Genomic DNA, 20222 nt, shown 5'->3' on the forward strand with positions numbered 1-20222 from the left:
CATCGGCGGCGTACGGACCCGTGCCGTTCCCCCGCGCGCAGTTCCTCGCGCCCCTGGTGTGACCACCTTCCCCGGCGCCGCCGCGATCCACCCCCGCATGGTGGTTCCCCCTGGGGCGCGAGGAACTGCGCGCAGCGGCAGGCATCAGAGCCGCAGTGGACGACGAACAGTCAGTTGCCGCCTCTGCAGTGACCCGTCCCCGCCCGCCGAACGGCAACGCCCCACCATCGGCGGCGTACGGACCCGTGCCGTTCCCCCGCGCGCAGTTCCCCGCGCCCCCGGGGTGACCACTCTCCCCGGCGCCGCCGCGATCCGCCCCTGCAAGGAGTACCAATGACCGACCAGTCCTGGGAGACCGAGGACGAGCCCGCGGCGCCGGCGCCCGCGGCGAGCCTCACGCCGGCCGACGTCGCCGACGCCGCCCGCCTGGTCTCCTTCGGCCTCCAGGCCAAGCTGCTGCCCGCCCGCGACGCGGAGTACGCCGAGCTGATCCGCCGTCACCGCGAGGACCCGGGCTTCGCCCGCCTCGCGGACGCCGTCGCGGCCGGCCTCGGCCTGGTCGTGCTGGAGGTCTCGCCCCGGGCCGGCATGGCGGTGGCCGCCGCCGAGGACTCGCTCTTCGCGGTCCGGATGGGCGACTACTCCCGCCGCGCTGCCGGCGAGGCCACCGACCGCTTCCTGCACGGCCTGGCCCACCTGGCGACCGCCGCGATGGCCTTCCCCCGCCCGGAAGACCTGGCCGACGACGCGTACCTGGGCCGGATCACGGTCAACGGCGTGGACGCCTTCGTCCGGCAGGCCTGCCGCCGGCTGGAGGAGCGTGCCGAGGCGGCCGGGGACAACACCGACCCGACCTCCGACGCCCCCGGCCTGGAAGCCGCCTGGCGGGTCTGGGCCCGGCGCTCCGCGACCGGGGCCACCAAGGACGCCCGCCGCCTCTCCGGCTCGACCATCGGCATCGTCTCCAAGGCGGTGCTCTTCCTGGTCGACTCCGGTTTCCTGCAGAAGACCTCCGACGACGCCGGCGGCACCTACCGCACCACGGCCCGCTACCAGCTCCAGGTCCGCGACCTGGCGGGCGGCGCCGCGATGGGCGAGCTGCTCGACCTCGGCGTGGTCGCGGTCACCGACGGCACCGCCACCCTGCTCCCCGCCGACCACAGCGAGGAACTGGTCGCGGACGCCGGCCTGCCGTTCCACAGCCTCTGATCCACTGATCCACCGTCATCTGGAGAACCGCCGCACATGTACGAGCTCAACCGGGTCCGCCTGTACTCGATCGGACCGGCCGGCGCCCGCTACGCCGACACGGTGCTCGACCTGCGCGGCGTCGGTGAGCCGGTGGCCGAGCCCAGGCCGCAGCAGATCGGCCTGTTCGGCGAGGAGCCGGAGGGTCCGCAGCGCCGCCCCGCCCCGGCCGGCGTGCTGTTCCTGGAGAACGGCGGCGGCAAGTCCGTCCTGCTCAAGCTGATCTTCTCCGTCATGCTCCCGGGCCACCGGAACACCCTGGGCGGCGCCAGCTCCGGCGTGCTGCGCAAGTTCCTGCTGGCCGACGACTGTGGCCACGTCGCGCTGGAGTGGCAGCACACCGTCACCGGCGAGCTGATCGTGGTCGGCAAGGTCAGCGAGTGGAGGGGCCGTCAGGTCTCCTCCGACCCGCGCAAGTTCGCCGAGTCCTGGTACTCCTTCCGTCCCGGCCTCGGGATGACCCTGGACGCCCTCCCGGTCTCCGAGCGGCCCAGCCTGGCCGGCGACCAGAAGGCCCGCGGCCGCCGCCGCACCATGAAGGGCTTCCGGGACGCGATGACCGAGGCCGGCAAGGCCGCCCCGCACCTGGACCTGGTCTTCGAGGACATCCACGACCGGTGGAACGAGCACCTCGGCGAGCTCGGCCTGGACCCGGAACTGTTCCGCTACCAGCGCGAGATGAACGCGGACGAGGGCGAGGCGGCCGGCCTCTTCGCGGTCAAGCACGACTCCGACTTCACCGACCTGCTGCTGCGCGCCGTCACCGACACCCGGGACACCGACGGCCTGGCCGACCTGGTCCACGGCTTCGCCGCCAAGCTGGGCCGCCGCTCCGAGCTGACCGCCGAGCGCGAGTTCACCGCCGGCTCGCTCGACCTGCTGCAGCGGATCGTCGACTCCACCGCCGCCCGCGAGTCGGTCCGCGAGCTGCACCGCACCGCCGAGCGCCGCTCCCGCCGCCTCGCCCAGGCCCTCACCGTCCGGGCCGCCGCCGAGCGGGACCGCGCCCAGGACCTGGCCGTCGAGGTGGCCGCCGCCGCGGGCGCGGTGACCGCCGCCGAGAGCGACCGCACCCGGCACTCGCTGATCACCGCTGAGCTGACGCACCGCCACGCCACCCTCGGCCTGGCCGCCGCCACCACCGAGGCCGCCGCGCTGCGCCGCGAGCTGACCGAGGCCCGCACCCTGTACTCCGCCTGGCAGGCCGCCGAGGCGGTGCTGCGCCACCGCGCCGCCGCCGACCGGGTCGCCAGGGTCGCGGTCGCCATCCGGGAGGCCGAGCTGGACGCGGCCCCCGCGCTGGCCGCCCGCGCCAAGGCCGCCGGGGCGCTGGCCCGGGCGCTGGAGAGCGCGGCCGGGGCCGCCGAGCTGAGGGCCGATCAGGAGGAGGCCCGGGCCGAGGAGTTGCAGGCCGACGGCGGCCGGGCGCAGGCCGAGGCCACCGCCGCCGCGACCGCCGCGCAGAAGGCCCGCTCCGAGTCGGGCCACCTGGAGCAGCGCCTGGCCGAGGTCGAGCAGGAGACCCAGGCCGCCGTGGAGGCCGGCTGGATCGACGCCGGGACGGAGGAGCCCGACCCGGCCCGGGCCGCGCTGCACGCCGCGGACGCCGAGAAGGAGGCCACCGCCGCCCTCGACCAGGCCCGCGCCGCCGCCGAGAGCTCCGCCGCCCGGGCCCGGGAGACCGGTGCGCTGGAGGCCAAGGCCGAGCTGGCCGCCGCCCGCGCCAGCGACGCGTACCAGAACGCCCACCGCGCTCTCTCCGCCGAGCAGCGCACCGCCGCGCTGCTGGCGGCCGAGCCCCGGCTGGCCGAGCTGCTCGGCCTCCAGCCCTACCAGGGCGAGGAGACCGAGGGGCATCTGACGCCCGCTCTGCTGGACGCCAACGCCGAGGAGTTGGAGGAGCGGCTCGACACGGCGGTGTCCACCGCCGAGCGCACCCTCTTCGACCTGCGCACCGCCGCCGCCGACGACTCCCGGATCCTGGCCGCGCTCGGCGACGGCGGCCTGCTGCCGCCCGGCCCGGACGTGCTGGCCACCGTCGAGTACCTCGGCGAGCAGGGCATCCCCGCGCTGCCCGGCTGGCGCTACCTCGCGCAGTCCGTCGACCCGGCCGACCACGAGGCGATCCTGGCCGCCCGCCCGGAGCTGGTGGACGGCGTCGTGGTGACGGACCCCCAGTCCCTGGACCGGGCCCGCGAGGCGCTGCAGACCGCGGCCCTGCTGCCCCGCTCCACGGTGGCGGTCGGCACCGCCGCCGCGCTGATCGCCCCGCTGGCCGACGAGCCGCCGTTCTTCCTGGTGCCGCCGAACCCGGCCATGCACAACGAGGGCGCGGCCGACGACGAGCGCCGCGAGCTGCGCGCCCGGGCCACCGCCCGGGAGGAGCACATCCGCGAGCTGGCCGCCCGGCTCGGCGGGGACCGCGCGCTCGGCGGCCGGCTGGCCTCCTGGCTCCAGCAGTGCCCGCCCGGCACCCTGGCCGAGCTGACCGAGGCCACCCTGGCCGCCGCCGCCCAGGCCGAGACCGCCTCCGCCGAGCTGGCCACCCTGCGGGCCGAGCACGACGAGGCCGAGACCGACCAGCTGGCCGCGGCCTCCGCGTACGAGGAGCGCCGGGAGGCCGCCCAGCGGACCCGCCGCCGGGCCGACGCGCTGGCCGGCCTGGCCTTCCGGCTGCGCGAGCGGGCGAACTGGGCCCGCCGCCGCCGCGAGCTGGCCGAGGACGCCGCCGAGTGCGACCGCCGCCAGGCGGTCTGCGCCGAGCGCGCCCGCACCTGCGACGAGGACCGCCGGGCCGCCCAGCGGGCCGCCGACGACGCCCGCCGCACCGTCCGCACCCTGCGGGCCGAGCGGGCCGAACTCTCGGTGGTCGAGGAGACCGAGCAGATCACCGAGGTGGCCGCCTCGCTGCCCGCGCTGCGCGAGGCCTACCGGGCCGCCGCCCAGCTGTACGAGAAGGTCGGTGTCGGCGCCGACCTGCGGGCCGAGCAGGCCCGGGCCGAGGGCGACGAGACCGCCGCCGCGGCCGAGCTGGACCGCCTGACCAACAAGGTCCGCACCCGGGCCGAGGAGCTGCTGGCCAGCCCGGACGGCGCCGACGGCCCGGCCCGGCAGGCCGCCGCCGCCCGGGCCGAGGGCCTGGTCGCCACCATCGAGGCCCGCTCCGCCACCGCCTCCGAGCAGCTCGGCCGGCTGCGCGGCGAGGCCGAGCGCTCCGCCCCCGCCACCGGCGAGGCGCACACCGAGCTGCCCGAGGACCTCGTCCCCACCGACCCCGAGCACGCCCAGGCTCTGCTGCGCACCGCCACCTCCCGCCTCGCCGAGCGGCGCGAGACGGTGGACACCGCCCGCACCGCGCTGGCCGACCTCCAGCGCACCCTGGACGCGGCCCAGTCGGCGGCCGCCGACTTCGACGAGGCGTCAGGACAGCTGCGCGACGGCCTCCGTGACCACCACGGCGAGGAGGAGGCCCAGGCCGTCGAGCCCTACCTCGGCTCGCTGGCCGAGGCCCGCACCGCCGCCGCCGAGTCCCGCCGGGCCCTGCGCTCCGCCTCGGCCGAGCTGACGGCGGGTGAACTCGCCGTCCGGGACGCCTCGGACGCCCTGGTCCGGCACGCCAACGCGGCCCGCTACGAGGCCGTCCGCACCCCCGCCCGCCAGCAGATCCGCGAGCTGCCCGCCGCCGCCCTGCCCGAGCACGCCGCCGCCTGGGCCGCCGCCTTCGCCCCGCGCCTGCGGGTGCTCACCGACGAGCTGGCCCAGCTGGAGCGCAACCGCGGCTCGATCGTCGACCGCCTGCGCGGCCTGGTGGAGTCCTCGCTCACCACGCTGCGCGCCGCCCAGCGGCTCTCCCGGCTGCCCGAGGGCCTGGGGGAGTGGTCCGGCCAGGAGTTCCTGCGCATCCGCTTCGAGGACCCGGACCACGCGACCCTGGTGGAGCGCCTCGGCGAGGTGATCGACGAGGCCACCCGGGCCGCCGTGAAGAAGAACAGCGACCTGCGGCGGGACGGCATGTCCCTGCTGCTGCGCGGTGTGGCGGCGGCGATCGGCCCCAAGGGCGTCTCGGTGGAGATCCTCAAGCCCGACGCGGTGCTGCGCGCCGAGCGGGTGAGCGTGGGTCAGATGTCCGACGTGTTCTCCGGCGGCCAGCTGCTCACCGCCGCCATCGCGCTGTACTGCACGATGGCCGCGCTGCGGGCCAACGACCGGGGCCAGTCCCAGCTGCGGCACGCCGGCACGCTGTTCCTGGACAACCCGATCGGCCGGGCCAACGCGACCTACCTGCTGGAGCTCCAGCGCGCGGTGGCGGACGCCCTCGGCGTCCAGCTGATCTACACCACCGGCCTCTTCGACACCACCGCGCTGGCCGAGTTCCCGCTGGTCATCCGGCTGCGCAACGACGCCGACCTGCGGGCCGGGCTGAAGTACATCTCGGTGGAGGAGCACCTGCGCCCGGGTCTGCCGGCCCCGCAGGCACCCGACGCCCCGGTGATCCACGGCGAGATCACCGCGACCCGGATGTTCAAGCGCCCGACCGAGTGATCCGGCACGGGGCCGGGCGGAGCGAGCGGCGGAGCACCCCGCCCGGGCCCCGGGGTGTCATGCTGGTGGCGTGTTCGAGGACGAACTGCGTGAGCAGCTGACCCTGGCCCGCCTCGCCCTGGCCCGGGCCCGCGAGGAGGGCGACGACGACGGGGTGGACGCCTACCGCGGCCGCATCCGGGGCCTGCTGCGGATCGCCGCCCACCACGGCGTCGACCTCCCGCACGAGCCGGAGGAAGAGGCCTACTGACGGGTACGCCGTTGGGTTAGGATCACCCGGCTCGCAAGCGCGATCGTCGGGGGGACGGAATGACGGACGGTACGGGGGTGCCCGCCAAGGGCACCGGGGCCGGTGGCAAGAGCGTGGTCGGCCAGGTCGCGGCGGCGGTGCTGCTGACGCTTCCGCTGCTGCTCGGGGTCTGGCTGGTGCAGGGCAAGGAGGCGTCCGCACCCAAGGGGCCGGAGTGCCCCGGGGCGCGCGCCCACGACGGCCCCGAGGTCCCCGCGCTCTGCGCTGCGCTGATCCGGCCGGGCCTGCCCGCACTGCTCGGCGTGCCGGACGAGCAGCTCGCGGTGGCGGAGAGCGGCGCCTCGACGGTGGACGGCGTCGCGATCGAGAACAACGCGGCCGAGGCCAGGGTGGGGCAGTACCGGGTCAGGGTGGCCGACCACCGCGAGGCATCCCCGTCGGAGGCCGCGTTCCTCGGCTCCTCGGTGACCGAGGGCGCCCTGCTGGGCCACCGCGCGGTGGCCTTCACCGAGCGCACCATCGGCATCGAGATCAACCTGTTCGGCGGTGGCGGGAAGTCCGCCCCGGGTGGTGTGGCCCAGAACCTGGCGGTGGCCAAGGGTCCGTCCCGGGGCGGTGGCAGCTACCAGCTGACGGTCTGGCGCAACGACGCGCTGCCGGTGGACGAGGGCGTGGTCCGCCGGATCGCCACCGAGCTGCTGCCCACGCTGCCCGGCTGGGTGGCGGACACCGCCGCGCCGCCGAAGGCCTGACGGCGCGTCAGTCCGCAGCCGCCGCCGCAGCCGTGTCGGGCGCCTCCCGCTCGGTGCGGTGGGCGGCCAGGACGCTGGTGAGCAGGCCGGGGAAGAGCTCCTCCAGGTCCTCGGTGCGCAGGCAGCTCATCCGCGAGGTGCCGCGGCGGTGCTGGCGGATCACGCCGGCCTCGCGGAGCACCTTGAAGTGGTGCGTGCTGGTGGACTTGGTCACCGGCAGGGCGAAGGCCTGGCAGGCCATCTCGTGGGAGCCGTCCGCGAGTTCGACCGCGATCCGCAGGCGGACCGGGTCGGCGAGGGCGTGCAGGACGGCGGCGAGCTTGATCTCCGTCAGGGTGGGTTCGGGGAGTCGGGTCTCGGTCACGCGTTCATAGTACGAGAAGTGTCGTAGTTTGACAGCTGCCGTAGTACGAGGGATACCGTAATAGCGAGCACCATCCCGTCGAAGGAGCCACCGTGAGTGCCCTGTTCGAGCCCCTCGTCCTGCGTGAGCTGACCGTCCCCAACCGGGTCTGGATGGCCGCGATGTGCATGTACTCGGCCGCAGCGGACGGCCCCGAGGTCGGTGCCGCCACCGACTTCCACCTGGCCCACTACGCCGCCCGCGCGGCCGGCGGCGCCGGTCTGGTGATCACCGAGGCCACCGCGGTCCGTCCCGAGGGCCGGATCTCGCCGTGGGACCTCGGGCTCTGGACGGACCGGCAGCAGGAGCAGGCCGCCCGGGTCGCCGCGCTGATCACCTCGCTCGGCGCCGTCCCCGCCGTCCAGCTGGCGCACGCCGGGCGCAAGGCCGGCACCGACCGGCCGTGGCTGGGCGGCAAGCCGCTGCCCGCGGGCTCGGTCGGCGGGCAGCCGGTCGGCCCCTCCGCGGTGGGCTTCTCGGACGAGCACGTGCAGCCGCACGAGCTGACGGTCGAGGAGATCGGCGACGTGGTGGCGGCCTTCGCGGACTCCGCGCGCCGCGCGCTGGCCGCGGGGTTCAAGACCGTGGAGATCCACGGCGCCCACGGCTACCTGATCCACTCCTTCCTCTCCCCGCACTCCAACCGCCGGACCGACGGCTACGGCGGCGACTTCGCCGGCCGCGCCCGGCTGGCCCTGGAGGTCACCGACGCGGTCCGGGCGGTCTGGCCCGCCGAGCTCCCGCTGCTGTTCCGGGTCTCGGCCACCGACTGGCTGGAGCCGGAGGTCCCGGGCTGGACCTCGGAGGAGACCGTCCGGCTGGCCAAGGAGCTCCAGGCGCGCGGCGTCGACCTGGTCGACGTCTCCACCGGCGGCAACGTGGCCGATGCCCACATCCCGGCGGCCCCCGGCTTCCAGGTCCGCTTCGCCACCGAGATCCGCAACGGCGCGGGCCTGCCCACCGGCGCGGTCGGCCTGATCACCGAGCCCGACCAGGCCGAGCGCATCCTGACCGAGGGCGAGGCCGACGTGGTCCTGCTCGGCCGGGCCCTGCTCGCCGACCCGTACTGGCCGCAGCGCGCCGCCCGCGAGCTGGGCGCCGAGACCCGTTACCCCGTCCAGCACGCCTACACCGTGCGCAAGCGCTGACGGACCCTCACCTCGCGGCGGCGTCCGGCCCTCGGGCCGGGCGCCGCCGCTGCTTGCTGCCCGCCATCGGCGAGTTGGCGTGCGGGCCGCGCATCCGCTGGGCCGCGATCTGACGGGAGATCACGATCTCCAGCAGGCTCCACGCGGTGCCGAACACCCCGACGGCCATCGCCACCAGGGCGGGGGTCAGCAGCCAGGTGCGGGCGTACGAGGCGAGCGTGGCGACGATCAGGCCGACCAGGGTGAACGAGAAGGACATCCACGCCCGCACGGCGGCGGCCCGCACCTCGTCCGGCAGACGGCGACGACGCGCAGTTGGCATTCCGGGTACCTCCGAAGGATCAGCGGACTCCCCCGTCCGCTCCCACAGCCTGCCCAGCCCGGCCGGTGCCATTCCACCGGTTCCGTCCGGAGGCGTCCGCATTCCGCTTCGCGACCGGCATATGCCCGTTTCCCCGGTGGGGCGGAAAGGCCGCGCGCGACCGTTGACGTGGTCCTGGCGAGCGCAGTAGCTTCGGGGCACTCCGAAAGGCCGGAGCGATTCCAGTAAAACGGGGGAACCACCATGGAATCAGAGGTCACGTCCCGGACGTCCGGATGGATTCTCGAACCGTTCGCCGATCTGTCGGCCGCCTTCGTGTTCTTCGAGTCCCCGGTCCGGGTGGCGGTGCTCGACCGCCTGAGCTGGTACGTGCTGGAGCTGTGCGACGGACGGCCGGCCGCCGGGATCGCCGAGCGGGTGCGGGCCCTCGGCCTGCCCGGCGGCGCCGAGCGGGCCGGGCGGATCGTCGCCGAGCGGCTGAGCACCCTGCGGGCGAGCGGACTGCTGGCATGAGCCCCGCCGGAGCGAGGCTCCCGGCCTTCCGGGCCGAGGGGCGGACGCTGCACGCCAGGGTGGAGCAGCACCTCTCCACCGGGGCGCTCGGCGACGGCTCGGCCATCGCCGGCACCGCCGCCGCCTACTACCGGGGAGCCGCCCGGGTCTGCGCCGGGGCCACCGGCACCGACCCGGCGGCGGTGGCCCCGACGGAGCGTCCGTGGGCCGAGAGCCTGCGCCGGGCGGCCGTCGACGAGGCCCTGCGGGAATGCAGCGCCGGGCGCACCGAGAACGGGCGGGAAGCGCTCGCCCGGTACGTCGCGCTGAATTCCCGGATGTCGTCGGATCCGGAGCTGGAAACCGATTCGGAGACGAAGGGGGAAAATGCTCCGGAATTCCCCGGAACCGGCCCCGGACACTGGGTCACCGGGCATTTCCTCGCACTCTTCTCCGCCACCACGACCGTCGGCGGGGCCCCGGTCGAGGCGCGTCCCGCCGCCGTCACCCCGCAGGCCGAGGGCGCCCGGGCCCGGGCCGTGGCGCTGGCCCGCCGCGGCCTGCCCCGGCTGGCCGGGGACGTGCTGTCCGCCGCCCGGCTGGTGGTGCCCTACCGGGGCGAGCAGCCGTACAGCGGGTACACCAACGCCGCGCCACTGGTGGTCTTCGTCGCCGAGCAGACCTTCCGTCAGGACCGGCTGGCCGCCGAGCTCCTGGTGCACGAGTGCCTGCACCAGAAGCTGAACGACATCAGCCTGGCCCGTTCGCTGTTCCGCCCCGACTACCACGACGAGCGGTCCGCCACGGTGGGCGTGCCCTGGTCCTTCGGCTCCAGCCGCACCCGGCACTTCAGCGCCGACCGGACCTTCGCCGCCTTCCACGTCTACACCCACCAGGCCCTGCTGTACCTGGGGCTGGCCGTCACCGAGCCCGACGAGGAGCGGGTCGAGGGCGCGCTGGCCGAGACGGTGACGGCCTGGGCCCGCGCCGCCCACTTCGCCCGTGCGCTCGACGGCGGCCCGGTCACGGCCGAGCTCGGCCCGGACGGCCACCGCCTGGCGCACTGGCTGACCGCCGCGGTGGAGGCCCTCGGGGAGCTCCGGCTCCCGGACGGCTCCTCCCTGCACGCCCACGCGGGAGCCCACGCGGGAGCCCCCGCGGGCGCCCACGACGCCGCCTGAACCGCGGCGCCCCACCGACCGCGGCGTCCCACGTCCCGTCTCCCCGAGCCGCGGGGGAGCAGTGCGTCCTTGGAGAGGAGGTAGTGGCATGAGTGACATCGCCGCGCTCGAGTCGGCCCTGTCGGAGGTCTTCGCGGAGTTCGACGTCGAGGTCGAGGAGGGCACCACCGGTGCCGACGTGATGCAGACGGACATCCGGGTGATCCGCACGGACCTGTCGGTCCTCGCGGGCTCCCGCCCGTCCGGCAACTGATGACGCGTGGGCCCGGCCGCGGCGCCGCAGCCGGGCCCACGCCCGACCCACCCCCTGGAGAGCCGCCGATGCCCGCCACCAACGCCGAGCCGCTGATCGGTGCCCCCGGCGAGGGCCTGCTGGCCCGGCTGGCCGGGCTGCCCTCGCCCGCGCTGCTCTACGACCTGGACAACCTGCGCCGTTCGGTCGAGCTGCTGCGCGCGGACGTCGAGGGGGTCGGCCCCGCCGAGCTCAACCTGGCGCTGAAGGCCTGTCACACCCCGCGCGTGCTCACCTTCCTGGCCTCGCTGGGCCTGGGCGCCGACGTCGCCTCGGTCGGCGAGCTCACCCTGGCCGTGCTGGCGGGCTTCCGCCGGATCACCGCCACCGGCCCGTCCTTCCGGGCGGACGACCTGCCGCTGCTGGCGGAGCACGGCGTGGTGCCGGACGCGAGCTCGGTCGAGCAGCTCGACGAGTTCTGCACCGCCCGCCCCGGCGGCCCGGTCGGCCTGCGGCTGCGGGTCCCGCTGCCGGAGGCGATCGAGGACGGCTCCACCACCTTCGGCGCCGGCAGCCGCTTCGGCGTGTACGCCACCGACCCGAGGATCGGCGCGGTGCTGGAGCGCACCGGCTGCCGCCTCACCCGGCTGCACACCCACACCGGCCAGATGACGCCCCGTCACCTGCGCTACAAGCTCCGCTACCTGCTGGCGGTGGCCGCCTCGTACCCCGACGTGGAGGAGATCGACCTCGGCGGCGGCTTCTTCAGCCTCTACACCGACCGCCTGCGCACCCTGCGCACCTGGCAGCAGGTGGCCGAGGACCTGGCCGACTTCACCCGGCGCACCGGCCGCACCGTGCGCCTGCAGTTCGAGCCCGGGGGCGCCGTGCTCGCCCCGCACGGCTACCTGGTCACCACCGTCCGCTCGGCGGAGCGCGACCACCCGCACTTCAAGGCCGACGTGCTCACCGTGGACTGCTCCGCCTGGAACTTCGCGCCCTGGCACCGGCCCCAGCTCATCCCGCTGACCGGCCCGCGCGAGGACGAGGAGCTGCGCCCCACCCTGCTGGCCGGGGACACCCTCTACGAGAACGACTTCTTCGGCACCGACGTGCTCGGCCGTCGCAGCCCCGCCCCGCTGCCCGCCCTGCGGGCGGGGGACCGGGTGGTGCTGACCGCCTCCGGCGCGTACACCCGGACCAACTCCCGGCGGTTCAACCTGCTGCCGCTGCCCGCCGAGTACGCGCTCGCCGACGGGAAGGTCGAGGAGCTCGGATGAGCGGCGCGCTGGAGCTGGAGCGCGAGCTGCTGGCCGGGATGGCCGCGCTGGCCGCCGGGCAGGGCGCCGAGGACGCCACCGTCTGGGCCGCGCTGGAGCGGGAGCTGCGGCAGGAGACCGGCGAGGGCCCGGATGCCGAGTGGCGGCTGGAGCTGGCGTCCCGTCAGGTCCGCACCCTGCTGCTGCGCCGGGGCCACCGGATGGACGAGCGCTTCCAGCGCTCGCCCGACCTCGCCCAGGAGCGCTCCCTGCCCGGCGGAGCCCCGCTGCGGCACGGCTACGAGCGCAGCCTGCCCGCCGAGGCGGTGGAGCGCGCGCTGGCCGGCCGCAGCAGCGCCCCGCCCGAGGGCTGGGAGCGCACCGTGCTGGCCTTCGGCAGCGGGATGGCCGCCCTCTCCCACCTGGTGCAGTCGCTCGCCCACCTGCTGGCTCCCACCGAACGCCGCCCGCTGCGGCTGGACTTCTGGGGCGACTACTTCGAGACCGACCTGCTGCTGGAGTACCTCTCCGGCACCACCCTGCGCCCGCGCAGGCTGAGCCCGGGCCGGCTCGCCGAGGCCTGGGCCGGGCCCGGGGCGCCGGACGTGCTGCTGCTCGAACCGGTCCGCTACAACTGGGCGCTGGACGTGCTGGACGTCAACGCCCTGGTGAACGGCTGGCGGCGCGGCCCCCACCGCCCGCCGGTGGTGGTGCTGGACACCACCCTGGTCTCCCCGGCCTGGCCCCGGGCCGCCGTGCTCAAGGCCCTGGCCTCGCCCGCCGGCGCCCCGCTGGTGATCGAGGTGCGCTCGGGCCTCAAGCTCGACCAGCAGGGCCTGGAGGTGGCCAACCTCGGCGTGCTGGAGATCCACCAGCACCGCTCGCACACCGGGGAGCTGACGGCCCGCCGGCTGGCCGGGACGCTGCGGCTGGTCCGCGCCACCACGGGCCAGGGCCTGGCCGCCCCGGCGGTGGCCGCCCTGGACGCGCCCTTCCTGCTGGACGAGACCTGGACCAGACGGCACGCCGGGCAGGTCTACCGGAACAACGCCCGCCTGGCCGAGCGGCTGGCCTCCTCGCCCCGCCCGCTGTTCCGCACCGTCGCCCACCCGGCACTCGGCTCCTCCGCCTGGCGCGGCCAGAGCCCGTTCGTGGTGGTGGAGCTGCGCGAGGACGCGCTCGCCGACCACGGCCTGCTGCTGGCCGCGATCCGGCACGAGGTGGCCCGGCGCGGCCTGGCCGCCGTCTACGGCAACAGCTTCGGCTTCCGCACCACCCGCTTCGAGACCGTCGTGCCCCGCACGGCCACCGGCCAGGGGCTGTTCAAGCTCGCGGCCGGCTCCCGGGGCGGCCCCTCGCTCAACCTGTTCTGCGACCTGCTGCTCGACATCGGAGACCACCAGTCCATGAAGGACCTGCGCGCGACCTACGACCTGGCACCGGTGGGGCTGACGTGAGCGACCCTCAGACCTCGACGCCGCTGCGGGAGTTGACCGCCCGGATCACCCGGGACGAGCGGCGCCCGCTGGCCGCCTTCACCGCGCTGGCGCTGGCCGGCGCGGCGGCCGAGGCAGCGCTGCCCTGGCTGGTCGGCGCCGCCCTGGGCGCGGCGGCCGGCCAGGGCGGCGGGCTGGCCCGGTACGTGGCCGCGCTGGGCGCCGCCGTCGTGACCGGCATCGCCACCAACGTCACCCGGCACGTGATCGCCGCCCGGCTCGGACTGCGCGCCACCGCCGCGCTGCTGGAGGAGATCGGGGAGAAGACCGCCCGCGCCCCGCAGGACGTGGCGGCCCGCACCCCGCCCGCCGAGGTGGCCACCGTGGCGGCGTACGACGTCTCCCGGGTGGCCGGTTTCCCGGTGGTGCGGATCAGGCTGGCCGCCTCGCTGCTCGGCCTGCTGGTGGTCGCCGGGTACCTGCTGGCGATCTCCCCGCTGGTCACCCTGGTGGTGCTGGCCGGGGTGCCCGGCCTGATGCGGCTCACCGGCAAGGTGGCCGAGCCGCTGGAGGAGCGCCGCGAGCGCCAGCGCGAGGCGCTCGGCACGGTGGCCGCGCTGAGCTCCGACATCGGCCTCGGGCTGCGGGTGCTGCGCGGTCTGGGCGCCGAGCGGGTGGTGCGGGAGCGCTACCGGGCCGCCTCGGCGGCCACCGAGCGGGCCGGGGTGGAGGTGGCCCGGACGGAGGCCCTGCTGCTGGTCTCCGGCACCCTGCTGCCCGGCCTCTTCCTGGCCGCCCTGGTCTGGCTCGGCGGCACCCTGGCCGCCGCCGGCTCGGTGCCGCCCACCGACCTGGTCACCTTCTACACCGCCTCCGCCTACCTGGTCGCCCCCGTCACCACCGCCGCCGGGTACGGCGCGGCCCGGGCCGGTGCCCGGGTGGCCGCCCGGAACGTCACCGCCCTGCTGGCCGCGCCCGAGCGCCCCTGGACCGGGACCGCCGAGGTGCCCGAGCGGGCCGAGCCCGCCGACGGCCTGACGGGCCTTCGGATCCCGCTCGGCGGCCTGAGCGTGCTGGCCGCCCCCGGCGGCTACGACCCGGACCGGCTGGCCCGCCGCCTGGTCGGCCTGACGGTCGAGCAGGGCGCCACCCTGGCCGGACGCCCGGTGCGCGAGTTCCACCCCGACGCGCTGGGCGCGGCGGTGCGGATCCAGGGCGCCCGCCCGGTGCTCTTCGCCGGCCCGGTGCGCGAGGTGCTGGACCCGGCCGCCCGCCACGGCGACCGCGAGCTCACCGCCGCCCTGCGGGCCGCGGCCGCGGACGACGTGGTGGCGCGGCTGCCCGGCGGCCTGGACGCCCGGATCGACGCCGAGGGCCGCAACCTCTCCGGAGGCCAGCGCCAACGCCTGGCGCTGGCACGGTCGTTGGTCGGCGATCCGCCGGTCCTGGTGCTGGTCGAACCGACCACCGCGCTGGACGCGGTCACCGAGATCGAGATCGCCCGCCGGGTGGCCGAGCACCGGCGCGGCCGCACCACCCTGGTCCTGGGCTCGGCCGGCGCGTTCCGCGCGGTGGCCGACCACGTCCTGGCCGTCGAGGAGGGCTCCGATGTCTGACGCTCCGTCCCTCTCCCCGGCCCCGCCGGTGGCTGACGTGCCGTCCGGGCCCGGGGGCCGGGCGGTGGCCGGGCCCGCGCCGGTGCTGCCGGTCGCCGACCGCACCGCCGTCCGCCGCCGGGTCGGTGGGCTCGCCGCCCGGTTCGGGGGCCGGCTGACCGCGATCGTGCTGGTGCACGCGGCCGCCGTGGCCGGCGGGCTGGTGCCGCCGCTGGTGCTCGGTTCGCTGGTGGACCGGATCGCGGACGGGCGGGCCGTCGGCCTGCTCGGCCCGGTGCTGCTGATCCTGGCCGCCCTCGTGGTGCACGCCGGCCTGGCCTTCACCGCCGCCTCCTGGTCCTTCGCCCTCGGCGAGCGGATCTTCGCGGTCCTGCGCAACGACTTCCTGGACGGCCTGCTCGCCATGCCGGTGCGCGAACTGGAGACGGTCGACCAGGGCGAGGTGCTCTCCCGCTCCACCTCCGACATGGACGCCGTCCAGGACATCACCCGCACCGGCCTGCCCGAGACGGTGGTCGGCACCGTCACGGTGGCGATGACCCTCGGCGCCGCCTTCCTGGTCGACCCGCTGGTCGCGCTCGGCTGCCTGGTCGGGGTCCCGCCGATCCTGCTCTCCACCCGGTGGTACGTGCGGCGCGCGCCGAAGGCGTACGGGGAGGAGCTGGCCGCCCGGGCCGCCGCCACCGGTGCGCTCACCGAGACCGTCCGCGGCCACGAGGCCGTCACCACGCTGCGCCTGGGCCCGGCCCGGCGGGAGGCGGCCCGACGGAGCGTCGGCTCCTGGCGGCGGCTGGCCGGGGAGCCGGTCCGGCTGGAGCGCGCCTGGTTCCCCGCCGTGCAGGCGGGCTACCACCTGCCGCTGCTGGTGGTGGTCGGCTGGGGCGCCTGGCTGGTGCGCGGCGGCCACGCCCAGGTCGGCGACGTGGCGGTGATCGCGCTCTACCTGCGGGCGGTGCTGACCCCGCTGGACGACCTCATCTACTGGTTCGGCGAGGCCCAGGCCGCCGGGGCAGCCCTCGGCCGCATCCTCGGCGTCGGGGTCGGTGCCCTCGACCTCCCGGCGGCTCGCACCGGGCCGGGCCCGGCCGGGCTGCCGGTCCGCTGCGAGGCCCTGACCTTCGGTTACGCCGAGGGCGCCCCCGTCCTGCACTCCCTCGACCTGGACGTGGCGGCCGGCGAGCGGATCTGCCTGGTGGGCGCCTCCGGGGCGGGCAAGACCACCCTCGCCACCCTGCTGGCCGGCGCCCTGCGGCCGGACTCCGGCCGGGTGCTGATCGGCCGTCAGGAGGCGGCCGTCGGCGGCCGCGCGGAGGTGGTGCTGGTCGCCCAGGAGGACCACGTCTTCCACGGCACCGTCCGGGACAACCTCACCCTGGCGCGCCCCGAGGCCGAGGAGCACGAGCTGTGGGCGGCCCTGGCCTCCGCCGACGCCGACGGCTGGGTCCGCGGACTGCCCGGCGGCCTGGCCACCGCCCTCGGCGAGGACGGCCACCCGCCGACCCCGGCCCAGGCGCGCCAACTCGCCCTCGCCCGGCTCTTCCTGCGCCGCCCCCGGGTCCTGCTGCTCGACGAGGCCACCGCCGGGCTCTCCGAGCGGGCCGCCGGGCACTTCACCGCCGAGCTCTCCCGCTCGCTGGCCGGGACGACCGTGATCCAGGTCGCCCACGACCTCTGGACGGCCGAGCGCAGCGACCGGGTGGTGGTGCTGGAGCACGGCCGGATCGTCGAGAGCGGCGCTCCGAAGGACCTGCGCGACGCGGACGGCCCGTACGCGCGGCTCCGCGCGGCCTGGCTGACCACGCTGGAGCCGTCCGCGCCGGTGCCGTCCGCGGTGCAGCCGGCCGCGGCCGACGGCGCACACGACGGGCGGCGCCGGTGAACGAGACGCTGCGGGTCACCCCGGGCGCGGCCAGGCTGGACGGCGGCGGCGAGGAGAGCGAGCTGGTCTGGCCCGAGACCGGACGCAGCGTCAGGCTCGGCCGCCGGGCGCTGCACGTGCTCTCCCAGTTCGCCGTCCCCGCCACGGCGGAGGCGGTCGCCGCCCGACTGGAGCGCACCGCCCCCGGCAGCTCCGAGGCCGTCCGCCGGACGGTCGCCGTGCTCGTCGAGGCGGGCGCGCTACAGGCCCAGGAGACCGCGGCCGGCCCCGGGCGCAGCACCGGCCTGTACGGCACGCCGCTCTCCACGGTGGCCGAGGCACTCAACGGCCCGGCCGCCTTCGTGGTGATCGGCGCGCCCTACGACCAGGGCGTCTCCTACCGCCCCGGCGCCCGGTTCGGCCCCGAGGCGCTGCGCCGGGTCAGCACCACCGTCTTCCGGGCCGACCCCGGGCTGCGCGGCATGTACGACGCCGAGCACGACCGCCGGCTGCTCGCCGGGGTCGCGCTCGCCGACGTCGGCGACCTGACGGCCGTGCCGGGCGCGGGCGGTGCGGACCTGCTGGACGACCTGGAGCAGCTGGTCGCGCTGACCGCCCAGGCCGGCAAGGTCCCGGTGGTCCTCGGCGGGGACCACTCGCTCACCCTGCGGGTGGTGGACGGCCTGACCCGCCGTCACCACCCGATCGGAGTGCTGCACTTCGACGCCCACCACGACTACGGCCGGGTGCGCACCGGTCCGCGCACCGGCGTGCACCACGGGAACTTCCTGGACTGGGTGCTCGGCAGCGAGGCGGTGGCCTGCGTCGCCCAGTTCGGCGTCCGCCAGCTCACCCCGGAGCGTCCCGAGGCCTGCGCGAAGCTCCAGCGCTGGCCCGGCCGCACCGCCCTGGAGACCGACCCGGACGAGATCGTCCGCCGCCTGCCGGCCGGCCTGGACTGGCACCTCAGCTTCGACCTGGACGTGCTCGACCCGGCCGTGATGCCCAGCACCGGCACGGTGCTGCCCGGCGGCTGGTCCTACCGCGAGGCGCTCGGCCTGCTCACCGCCCTGTGCGAGCGCCTCCCGGTGGCCGGCCTCGACCTGGTCGAGTACCTGCCCGGCCCCGAGGAGGCCCCGGGCGTCACCGCCACCGCCCTGCTGCTGCACGCCCTGCACCACAGCGCCCTGCACCACACTGCGCTGCACCGCACCGCCGCCCACCGCACCGCCGAACTCCGGGGGAGACCGTCGTGACCGAGCTGCGGCAGCTGACCCCGGATCAGCTCCCCGAACTGAACGACGCCCTGGAGGCGTACGGCCGCGGCGGCGCCGCCGGGATGGACGGCCAGCGGATGGCCGTGCTGGCGCGCTCGCTGGCCGACGGCGACGCCGTGGTGGCCCGGGTGGGCGGCCGGATCGCCGGCTACGCGGCCAACCGGCAGGACTGGGGCGGGGGTTTCGCCCTGGTCGAGTGCGCGGGGGAGGTGCTCGGCCCCTGGCGGCGTCGCGGCGTCGGCGGTGCGCTGCTGGACTGGGCGGTGGACCGGGCCGCCGCCACCGCCTCCTCCACCCTGGTCGAGCTGGTGGTCGACTGCCTCGGCGAGGACACCGGCCTGCGCGCGATGCTGACCGCCCGCGGCTTCACGGCCACCCCCTTCCTGGAGGCCAGCGCCCCGATCCGCCCCCTCCCGGCGGCCGGCCCCGGACTGTCCTTCCGCCCGCTCCGCCCCGGCGACGCCGCCCGGATGGGCGAGCTCTACCGCCGCGCCACCGCCGGGGCGGTCCGCACCCGCGGCGGCGACGAGGCCCTGGTCTCCACCCTGCGCCACCCCTGCCTGCGCCGGGACTCCTGCCTGCTGGCCACCCTCCACGAGGACGGCCCGCCCGTGGGCTTCGCCCTCACCCTCGAATGGCCCGACGCCCCGCACGACCTCTGGATCGACACCCTCTGCGCCGACCCGGACGCCCGCCCCGGCATCGCCCGCGACCTCGCCGCCGAGCTCATCCGCCGCGCCCCGGCCCCCTACCGCACCGTCAGCCTGGGCGCGGCGGAAGCCCTTCTCGACACCCTCGCCGGCCTCGACTTCCACCCCACCCGCCGCTGGACCCGCCACGCCCTGCTGCTCACGGCGGCCTGCTAGCCCAGCACCTCGTTCAGCTCGTCGAGGGCTCCCTGGACGATGGTGCGCATCGCCGTCTCGGCGTCCCCCGAGCGGCCCTCGCAGATCGCGTCGGCGACCTCGCGGTGCAGCGCGACCGCGTACGGCTCGGGTTGATGCGGCATCAGCTGGTGCTCGGTGCGCCCGGTCAGCACGGCGCCGACGGTGTCGCCCAGGTGGGCGAACATCTCGTTGCCGGAGGCGCGCAGCACCGTCGCGTGGAAGGCGATGTCGTGCTGCAGGAAGACCGACAGGTCGGAGCGGGCACTGACCGTCAGCTCGACCGCCAGGGCGCCGAGTTCGCGCCGGTGGTCGTCGGTGGCGTGGACGGCCGCCAGGGCGGCGGCCGCCGGCTCCACCGCGACCCGCAGCGATCCCAGTGAACGCAGCTGCGCGGAGCGGTCCGCCCCGGCGAGGCGCCAGCGGATCACCAGCGGGTCGAAGACGTCCCAGCCGGCCTTGGGCTGCACGGTGATGCCGACCCGGCGCCGGGGCGCGACCATCCGCATCGACTCCAGGATGCGCACCGCCTCCCGGACCACCGTCCGGGACACCCCGTACTTCGCCTCGAGCTCCTCGCTGCGCAGCACCGCGCCCTCGGGGATCTCGCCGGAGGCGATGGCCGGTCCGAGGTCGGCGAGCAGTCGGCCGGGCAGGCCCTGGATCTCCATCGGCTCAGGATATCTTCGCCACATATGTATGACGATTGGGTTGCCGCCCCTTGAATAAGTCATACCTTTGCGGCAGTGTCAGTCGTGACCAGTCAGAACAAGGAGCACCAGCCATGGGTCTCAGCGTCGAGAACCAGCCGCCCACCCTCGTGGTGATGGGCGTGTCGGGCGTCGGCAAGACCACCGTCGCCCGCCTGTTGGCCGAGCGGCTCGGCCTCCCGTACGCGGAGGCCGACGACTTCCACCCGCCGGCGAACATCGCCAAGATGGCCGCCGGCGTCCCGCTCGACGACGCCGACCGGCAGCCCTGGCTGCTGGCCCTCGCCGACTGGCTCGGCGGCCGGGTCGCCGAGGGCACCGGGGGAGTGGTGGCCTGCTCCGCGCTCAAGCGGAGCTACCGCGACACCCTGCGCTCCCAGGCCCCGGCCACCCGCTTCGTCCACCTGACCGGCGACCGGGCACTGATCGGCTCCCGGCTGGCCGCCCGCACCGGCCACTTCATGCCGGCCACCCTGCTCGACTCCCAGTACGCCGCGCTCGAACCGCTCCGGGCGGACGAGCCCGGCTTCGCCCTGGACGTCGACCACACCCCCGCCGAACTGGCCGACCGCGCCGCCGACCTGATCACGGCCCGGTCCGCCTGACCCCGCA

The 20222-nt window shown here is 76.2% G+C and carries 18 protein-coding genes; 15 read left to right on the plus strand and 3 right to left on the minus strand.

All coding sequences use genetic code 11. From position 1 onward, the window contains the following. Positions 1 to 333 precede the first annotated feature (333 nt). The 4 genes from ACWCYY_RS36915 (at position 334) to ACWCYY_RS36930 (ending at position 6792) form a co-directional block, all read left to right on the plus strand. Complete coding sequence (locus ACWCYY_RS36915) at positions 334 to 1209, plus strand: hypothetical protein (RefSeq protein WP_345284099.1); 876 nt, start codon at positions 334 to 336, stop codon at positions 1207 to 1209. 36 nt (positions 1210 to 1245) lie between these two features. Next, complete coding sequence (locus ACWCYY_RS36920; protein ID WP_449798534.1) at positions 1246 to 5790, plus strand: hypothetical protein; 4545 nt, start codon at positions 1246 to 1248, stop codon at positions 5788 to 5790. Positions 5791 to 5860: 70 nt separating this feature from the next. Then, complete coding sequence (locus ACWCYY_RS36925; protein WP_345284095.1) at positions 5861 to 6040, plus strand: hypothetical protein; 180 nt, start codon at positions 5861 to 5863, stop codon at positions 6038 to 6040. A 59-nt stretch (positions 6041 to 6099) separates the two neighbouring features. Continuing rightward, positions 6100 to 6792 carry a DUF6215 domain-containing protein gene (locus ACWCYY_RS36930; RefSeq protein WP_345284093.1) on the plus strand — a complete coding sequence of 231 codons (693 nt, stop codon included), beginning with the start codon at positions 6100 to 6102 and terminating at the stop codon, positions 6790 to 6792. 7 nt (positions 6793 to 6799) lie between these two features. Here ACWCYY_RS36930 and ACWCYY_RS36935 read toward each other — a convergent pair whose 3' ends face one another. After that, on the minus strand, positions 6800 to 7156 hold the full coding sequence (locus ACWCYY_RS36935; protein WP_449798535.1) for an ArsR/SmtB family transcription factor: 357 nt from the start codon (positions 7154 to 7156) through the stop codon (positions 6800 to 6802). A gap of 92 nt (positions 7157 to 7248) precedes the next feature. On the opposite strand from ACWCYY_RS36935, the gene ACWCYY_RS36940 reads away from it, so the two are divergent. Beyond that, a complete protein-coding gene (locus ACWCYY_RS36940; RefSeq protein WP_345284089.1) occupies positions 7249 to 8343 on the plus strand; it encodes an NADH:flavin oxidoreductase/NADH oxidase in 1095 nt (364 codons plus the stop codon). Positions 8344 to 8350: 7 nt separating this feature from the next. On the opposite strand, the gene ACWCYY_RS36945 is transcribed toward ACWCYY_RS36940, so the two are convergent. After that, positions 8351 to 8665, minus strand: a complete 315-nt coding sequence (locus ACWCYY_RS36945) for a hypothetical protein (RefSeq protein WP_449798536.1) — start codon at positions 8663 to 8665, stop codon at positions 8351 to 8353. 243 nt (positions 8666 to 8908) lie between these two features. Here ACWCYY_RS36945 and ACWCYY_RS36950 point away from each other — a divergent pair, with 243 nt between their 5' ends. The 9 genes from ACWCYY_RS36950 to ACWCYY_RS36990 all read left to right on the plus strand — a co-directional run bounded on the left by ACWCYY_RS36950 (position 8909) and on the right by ACWCYY_RS36990 (position 18882). Then, a complete protein-coding gene (locus ACWCYY_RS36950) occupies positions 8909 to 9178 on the plus strand; it encodes a hypothetical protein (protein WP_345284086.1) in 270 nt (89 codons plus the stop codon). Further along, a complete protein-coding gene (locus tag ACWCYY_RS36955; protein WP_449798537.1) occupies positions 9175 to 10338 on the plus strand; it encodes a hypothetical protein in 1164 nt (387 codons plus the stop codon). The genes ACWCYY_RS36950 and ACWCYY_RS36955 overlap by 4 nt, the downstream gene beginning before the upstream one ends. Positions 10339 to 10426: 88 nt before the next feature. Continuing rightward, the gene (locus tag ACWCYY_RS36960) at positions 10427 to 10591 is read left to right on the plus strand and encodes a hypothetical protein (RefSeq protein WP_345284082.1); all 165 of its coding nucleotides are present in this window, start codon (positions 10427 to 10429) and stop codon (positions 10589 to 10591) included. Positions 10592 to 10659: 68 nt separating this feature from the next. Then, positions 10660 to 11850 (plus strand): diaminopimelate decarboxylase family protein, encoded by a 1191-nt coding sequence (locus ACWCYY_RS36965; protein WP_345284080.1) that lies wholly within the window; start codon positions 10660 to 10662, stop codon positions 11848 to 11850. After that, complete coding sequence (locus ACWCYY_RS36970) at positions 11847 to 13286, plus strand: hypothetical protein (RefSeq protein WP_449798538.1); 1440 nt, start codon at positions 11847 to 11849, stop codon at positions 13284 to 13286. The genes ACWCYY_RS36965 and ACWCYY_RS36970 overlap by 4 nt, the downstream gene beginning before the upstream one ends. Beyond that, on the plus strand, positions 13283 to 14881 hold the full coding sequence (locus ACWCYY_RS36975) for an ABC transporter transmembrane domain-containing protein (RefSeq protein ID WP_449798539.1): 1599 nt from the start codon (positions 13283 to 13285) through the stop codon (positions 14879 to 14881). The genes ACWCYY_RS36970 and ACWCYY_RS36975 overlap by 4 nt, the downstream gene beginning before the upstream one ends. Beyond that, positions 14874 to 16760 carry an ABC transporter ATP-binding protein gene (locus tag ACWCYY_RS36980; protein ID WP_449798540.1) on the plus strand — a complete coding sequence of 629 codons (1887 nt, stop codon included), beginning with the start codon at positions 14874 to 14876 and terminating at the stop codon, positions 16758 to 16760. Before ACWCYY_RS36975 ends, ACWCYY_RS36980 begins: the two co-directional genes overlap by 8 nt. Before the next feature lie 284 nt (positions 16761 to 17044). After that, the gene (locus ACWCYY_RS36985) at positions 17045 to 17995 is read left to right on the plus strand and encodes an arginase family protein (protein WP_449798545.1); all 951 of its coding nucleotides are present in this window, start codon (positions 17045 to 17047) and stop codon (positions 17993 to 17995) included. After that, on the plus strand, positions 17992 to 18882 hold the full coding sequence (locus tag ACWCYY_RS36990) for a GNAT family N-acetyltransferase (protein ID WP_345284074.1): 891 nt from the start codon (positions 17992 to 17994) through the stop codon (positions 18880 to 18882). Before ACWCYY_RS36985 ends, ACWCYY_RS36990 begins: the two co-directional genes overlap by 4 nt. Here ACWCYY_RS36990 and ACWCYY_RS36995 read toward each other — a convergent pair. Continuing rightward, positions 18879 to 19571 (minus strand): FadR/GntR family transcriptional regulator, encoded by a 693-nt coding sequence (locus ACWCYY_RS36995; RefSeq protein WP_345284072.1) that lies wholly within the window; start codon positions 19569 to 19571, stop codon positions 18879 to 18881. The genes ACWCYY_RS36990 and ACWCYY_RS36995 overlap by 4 nt on opposite strands. 113 nt (positions 19572 to 19684) lie before the next feature. Between ACWCYY_RS36995 and ACWCYY_RS37000 the strand changes: the two genes are divergently transcribed. After that, complete coding sequence (locus tag ACWCYY_RS37000) at positions 19685 to 20215, plus strand: gluconokinase (RefSeq protein WP_345284070.1); 531 nt, start codon at positions 19685 to 19687, stop codon at positions 20213 to 20215. The last annotated feature ends 7 nt before the right edge of the window (positions 20216 to 20222 follow it).

Source organism: Kitasatospora sp. NPDC001664, from assembly GCF_053596675.1.

Bases quoted from the DNA above. Each gene is read 5' to 3' on its own strand.
- ACWCYY_RS36965 (WP_345284080.1), top strand. From the start codon at position 10,660: ATGCCCGCCACCAACGCCGAGCCGCTGATCGGTGCCCCCGGCGAGGGC.
- ACWCYY_RS36970 (WP_449798538.1), top strand. From the start codon at position 11,847: ATGAGCGGCGCGCTGGAGCTGGAGCGCGAGCTGCTGGCCGGGATGGCC.
- ACWCYY_RS36920 (WP_449798534.1), top strand. From the start codon at position 1,246: ATGTACGAGCTCAACCGGGTCCGCCTGTACTCGATCGGACCGGCCGGC.
- ACWCYY_RS36980 (WP_449798540.1), top strand. From the start codon at position 14,874: ATGTCTGACGCTCCGTCCCTCTCCCCGGCCCCGCCGGTGGCTGACGTG.
- ACWCYY_RS36995 (WP_345284072.1), bottom strand. From the start codon at position 19,571: ATGGAGATCCAGGGCCTGCCCGGCCGACTGCTCGCCGACCTCGGACCG.
- ACWCYY_RS36955 (WP_449798537.1), top strand. From the start codon at position 9,175: ATGAGCCCCGCCGGAGCGAGGCTCCCGGCCTTCCGGGCCGAGGGGCGG.
- ACWCYY_RS36960 (WP_345284082.1), top strand. From the start codon at position 10,427: ATGAGTGACATCGCCGCGCTCGAGTCGGCCCTGTCGGAGGTCTTCGCG.
- ACWCYY_RS36915 (WP_345284099.1), top strand. From the start codon at position 334: ATGACCGACCAGTCCTGGGAGACCGAGGACGAGCCCGCGGCGCCGGCG.
- ACWCYY_RS36945 (WP_449798536.1), bottom strand. From the start codon at position 8,665: ATGCCAACTGCGCGTCGTCGCCGTCTGCCGGACGAGGTGCGGGCCGCC.
- ACWCYY_RS36930 (WP_345284093.1), top strand. From the start codon at position 6,100: ATGACGGACGGTACGGGGGTGCCCGCCAAGGGCACCGGGGCCGGTGGC.
- ACWCYY_RS36950 (WP_345284086.1), top strand. From the start codon at position 8,909: ATGGAATCAGAGGTCACGTCCCGGACGTCCGGATGGATTCTCGAACCG.
- ACWCYY_RS37000 (WP_345284070.1), top strand. From the start codon at position 19,685: ATGGGTCTCAGCGTCGAGAACCAGCCGCCCACCCTCGTGGTGATGGGC.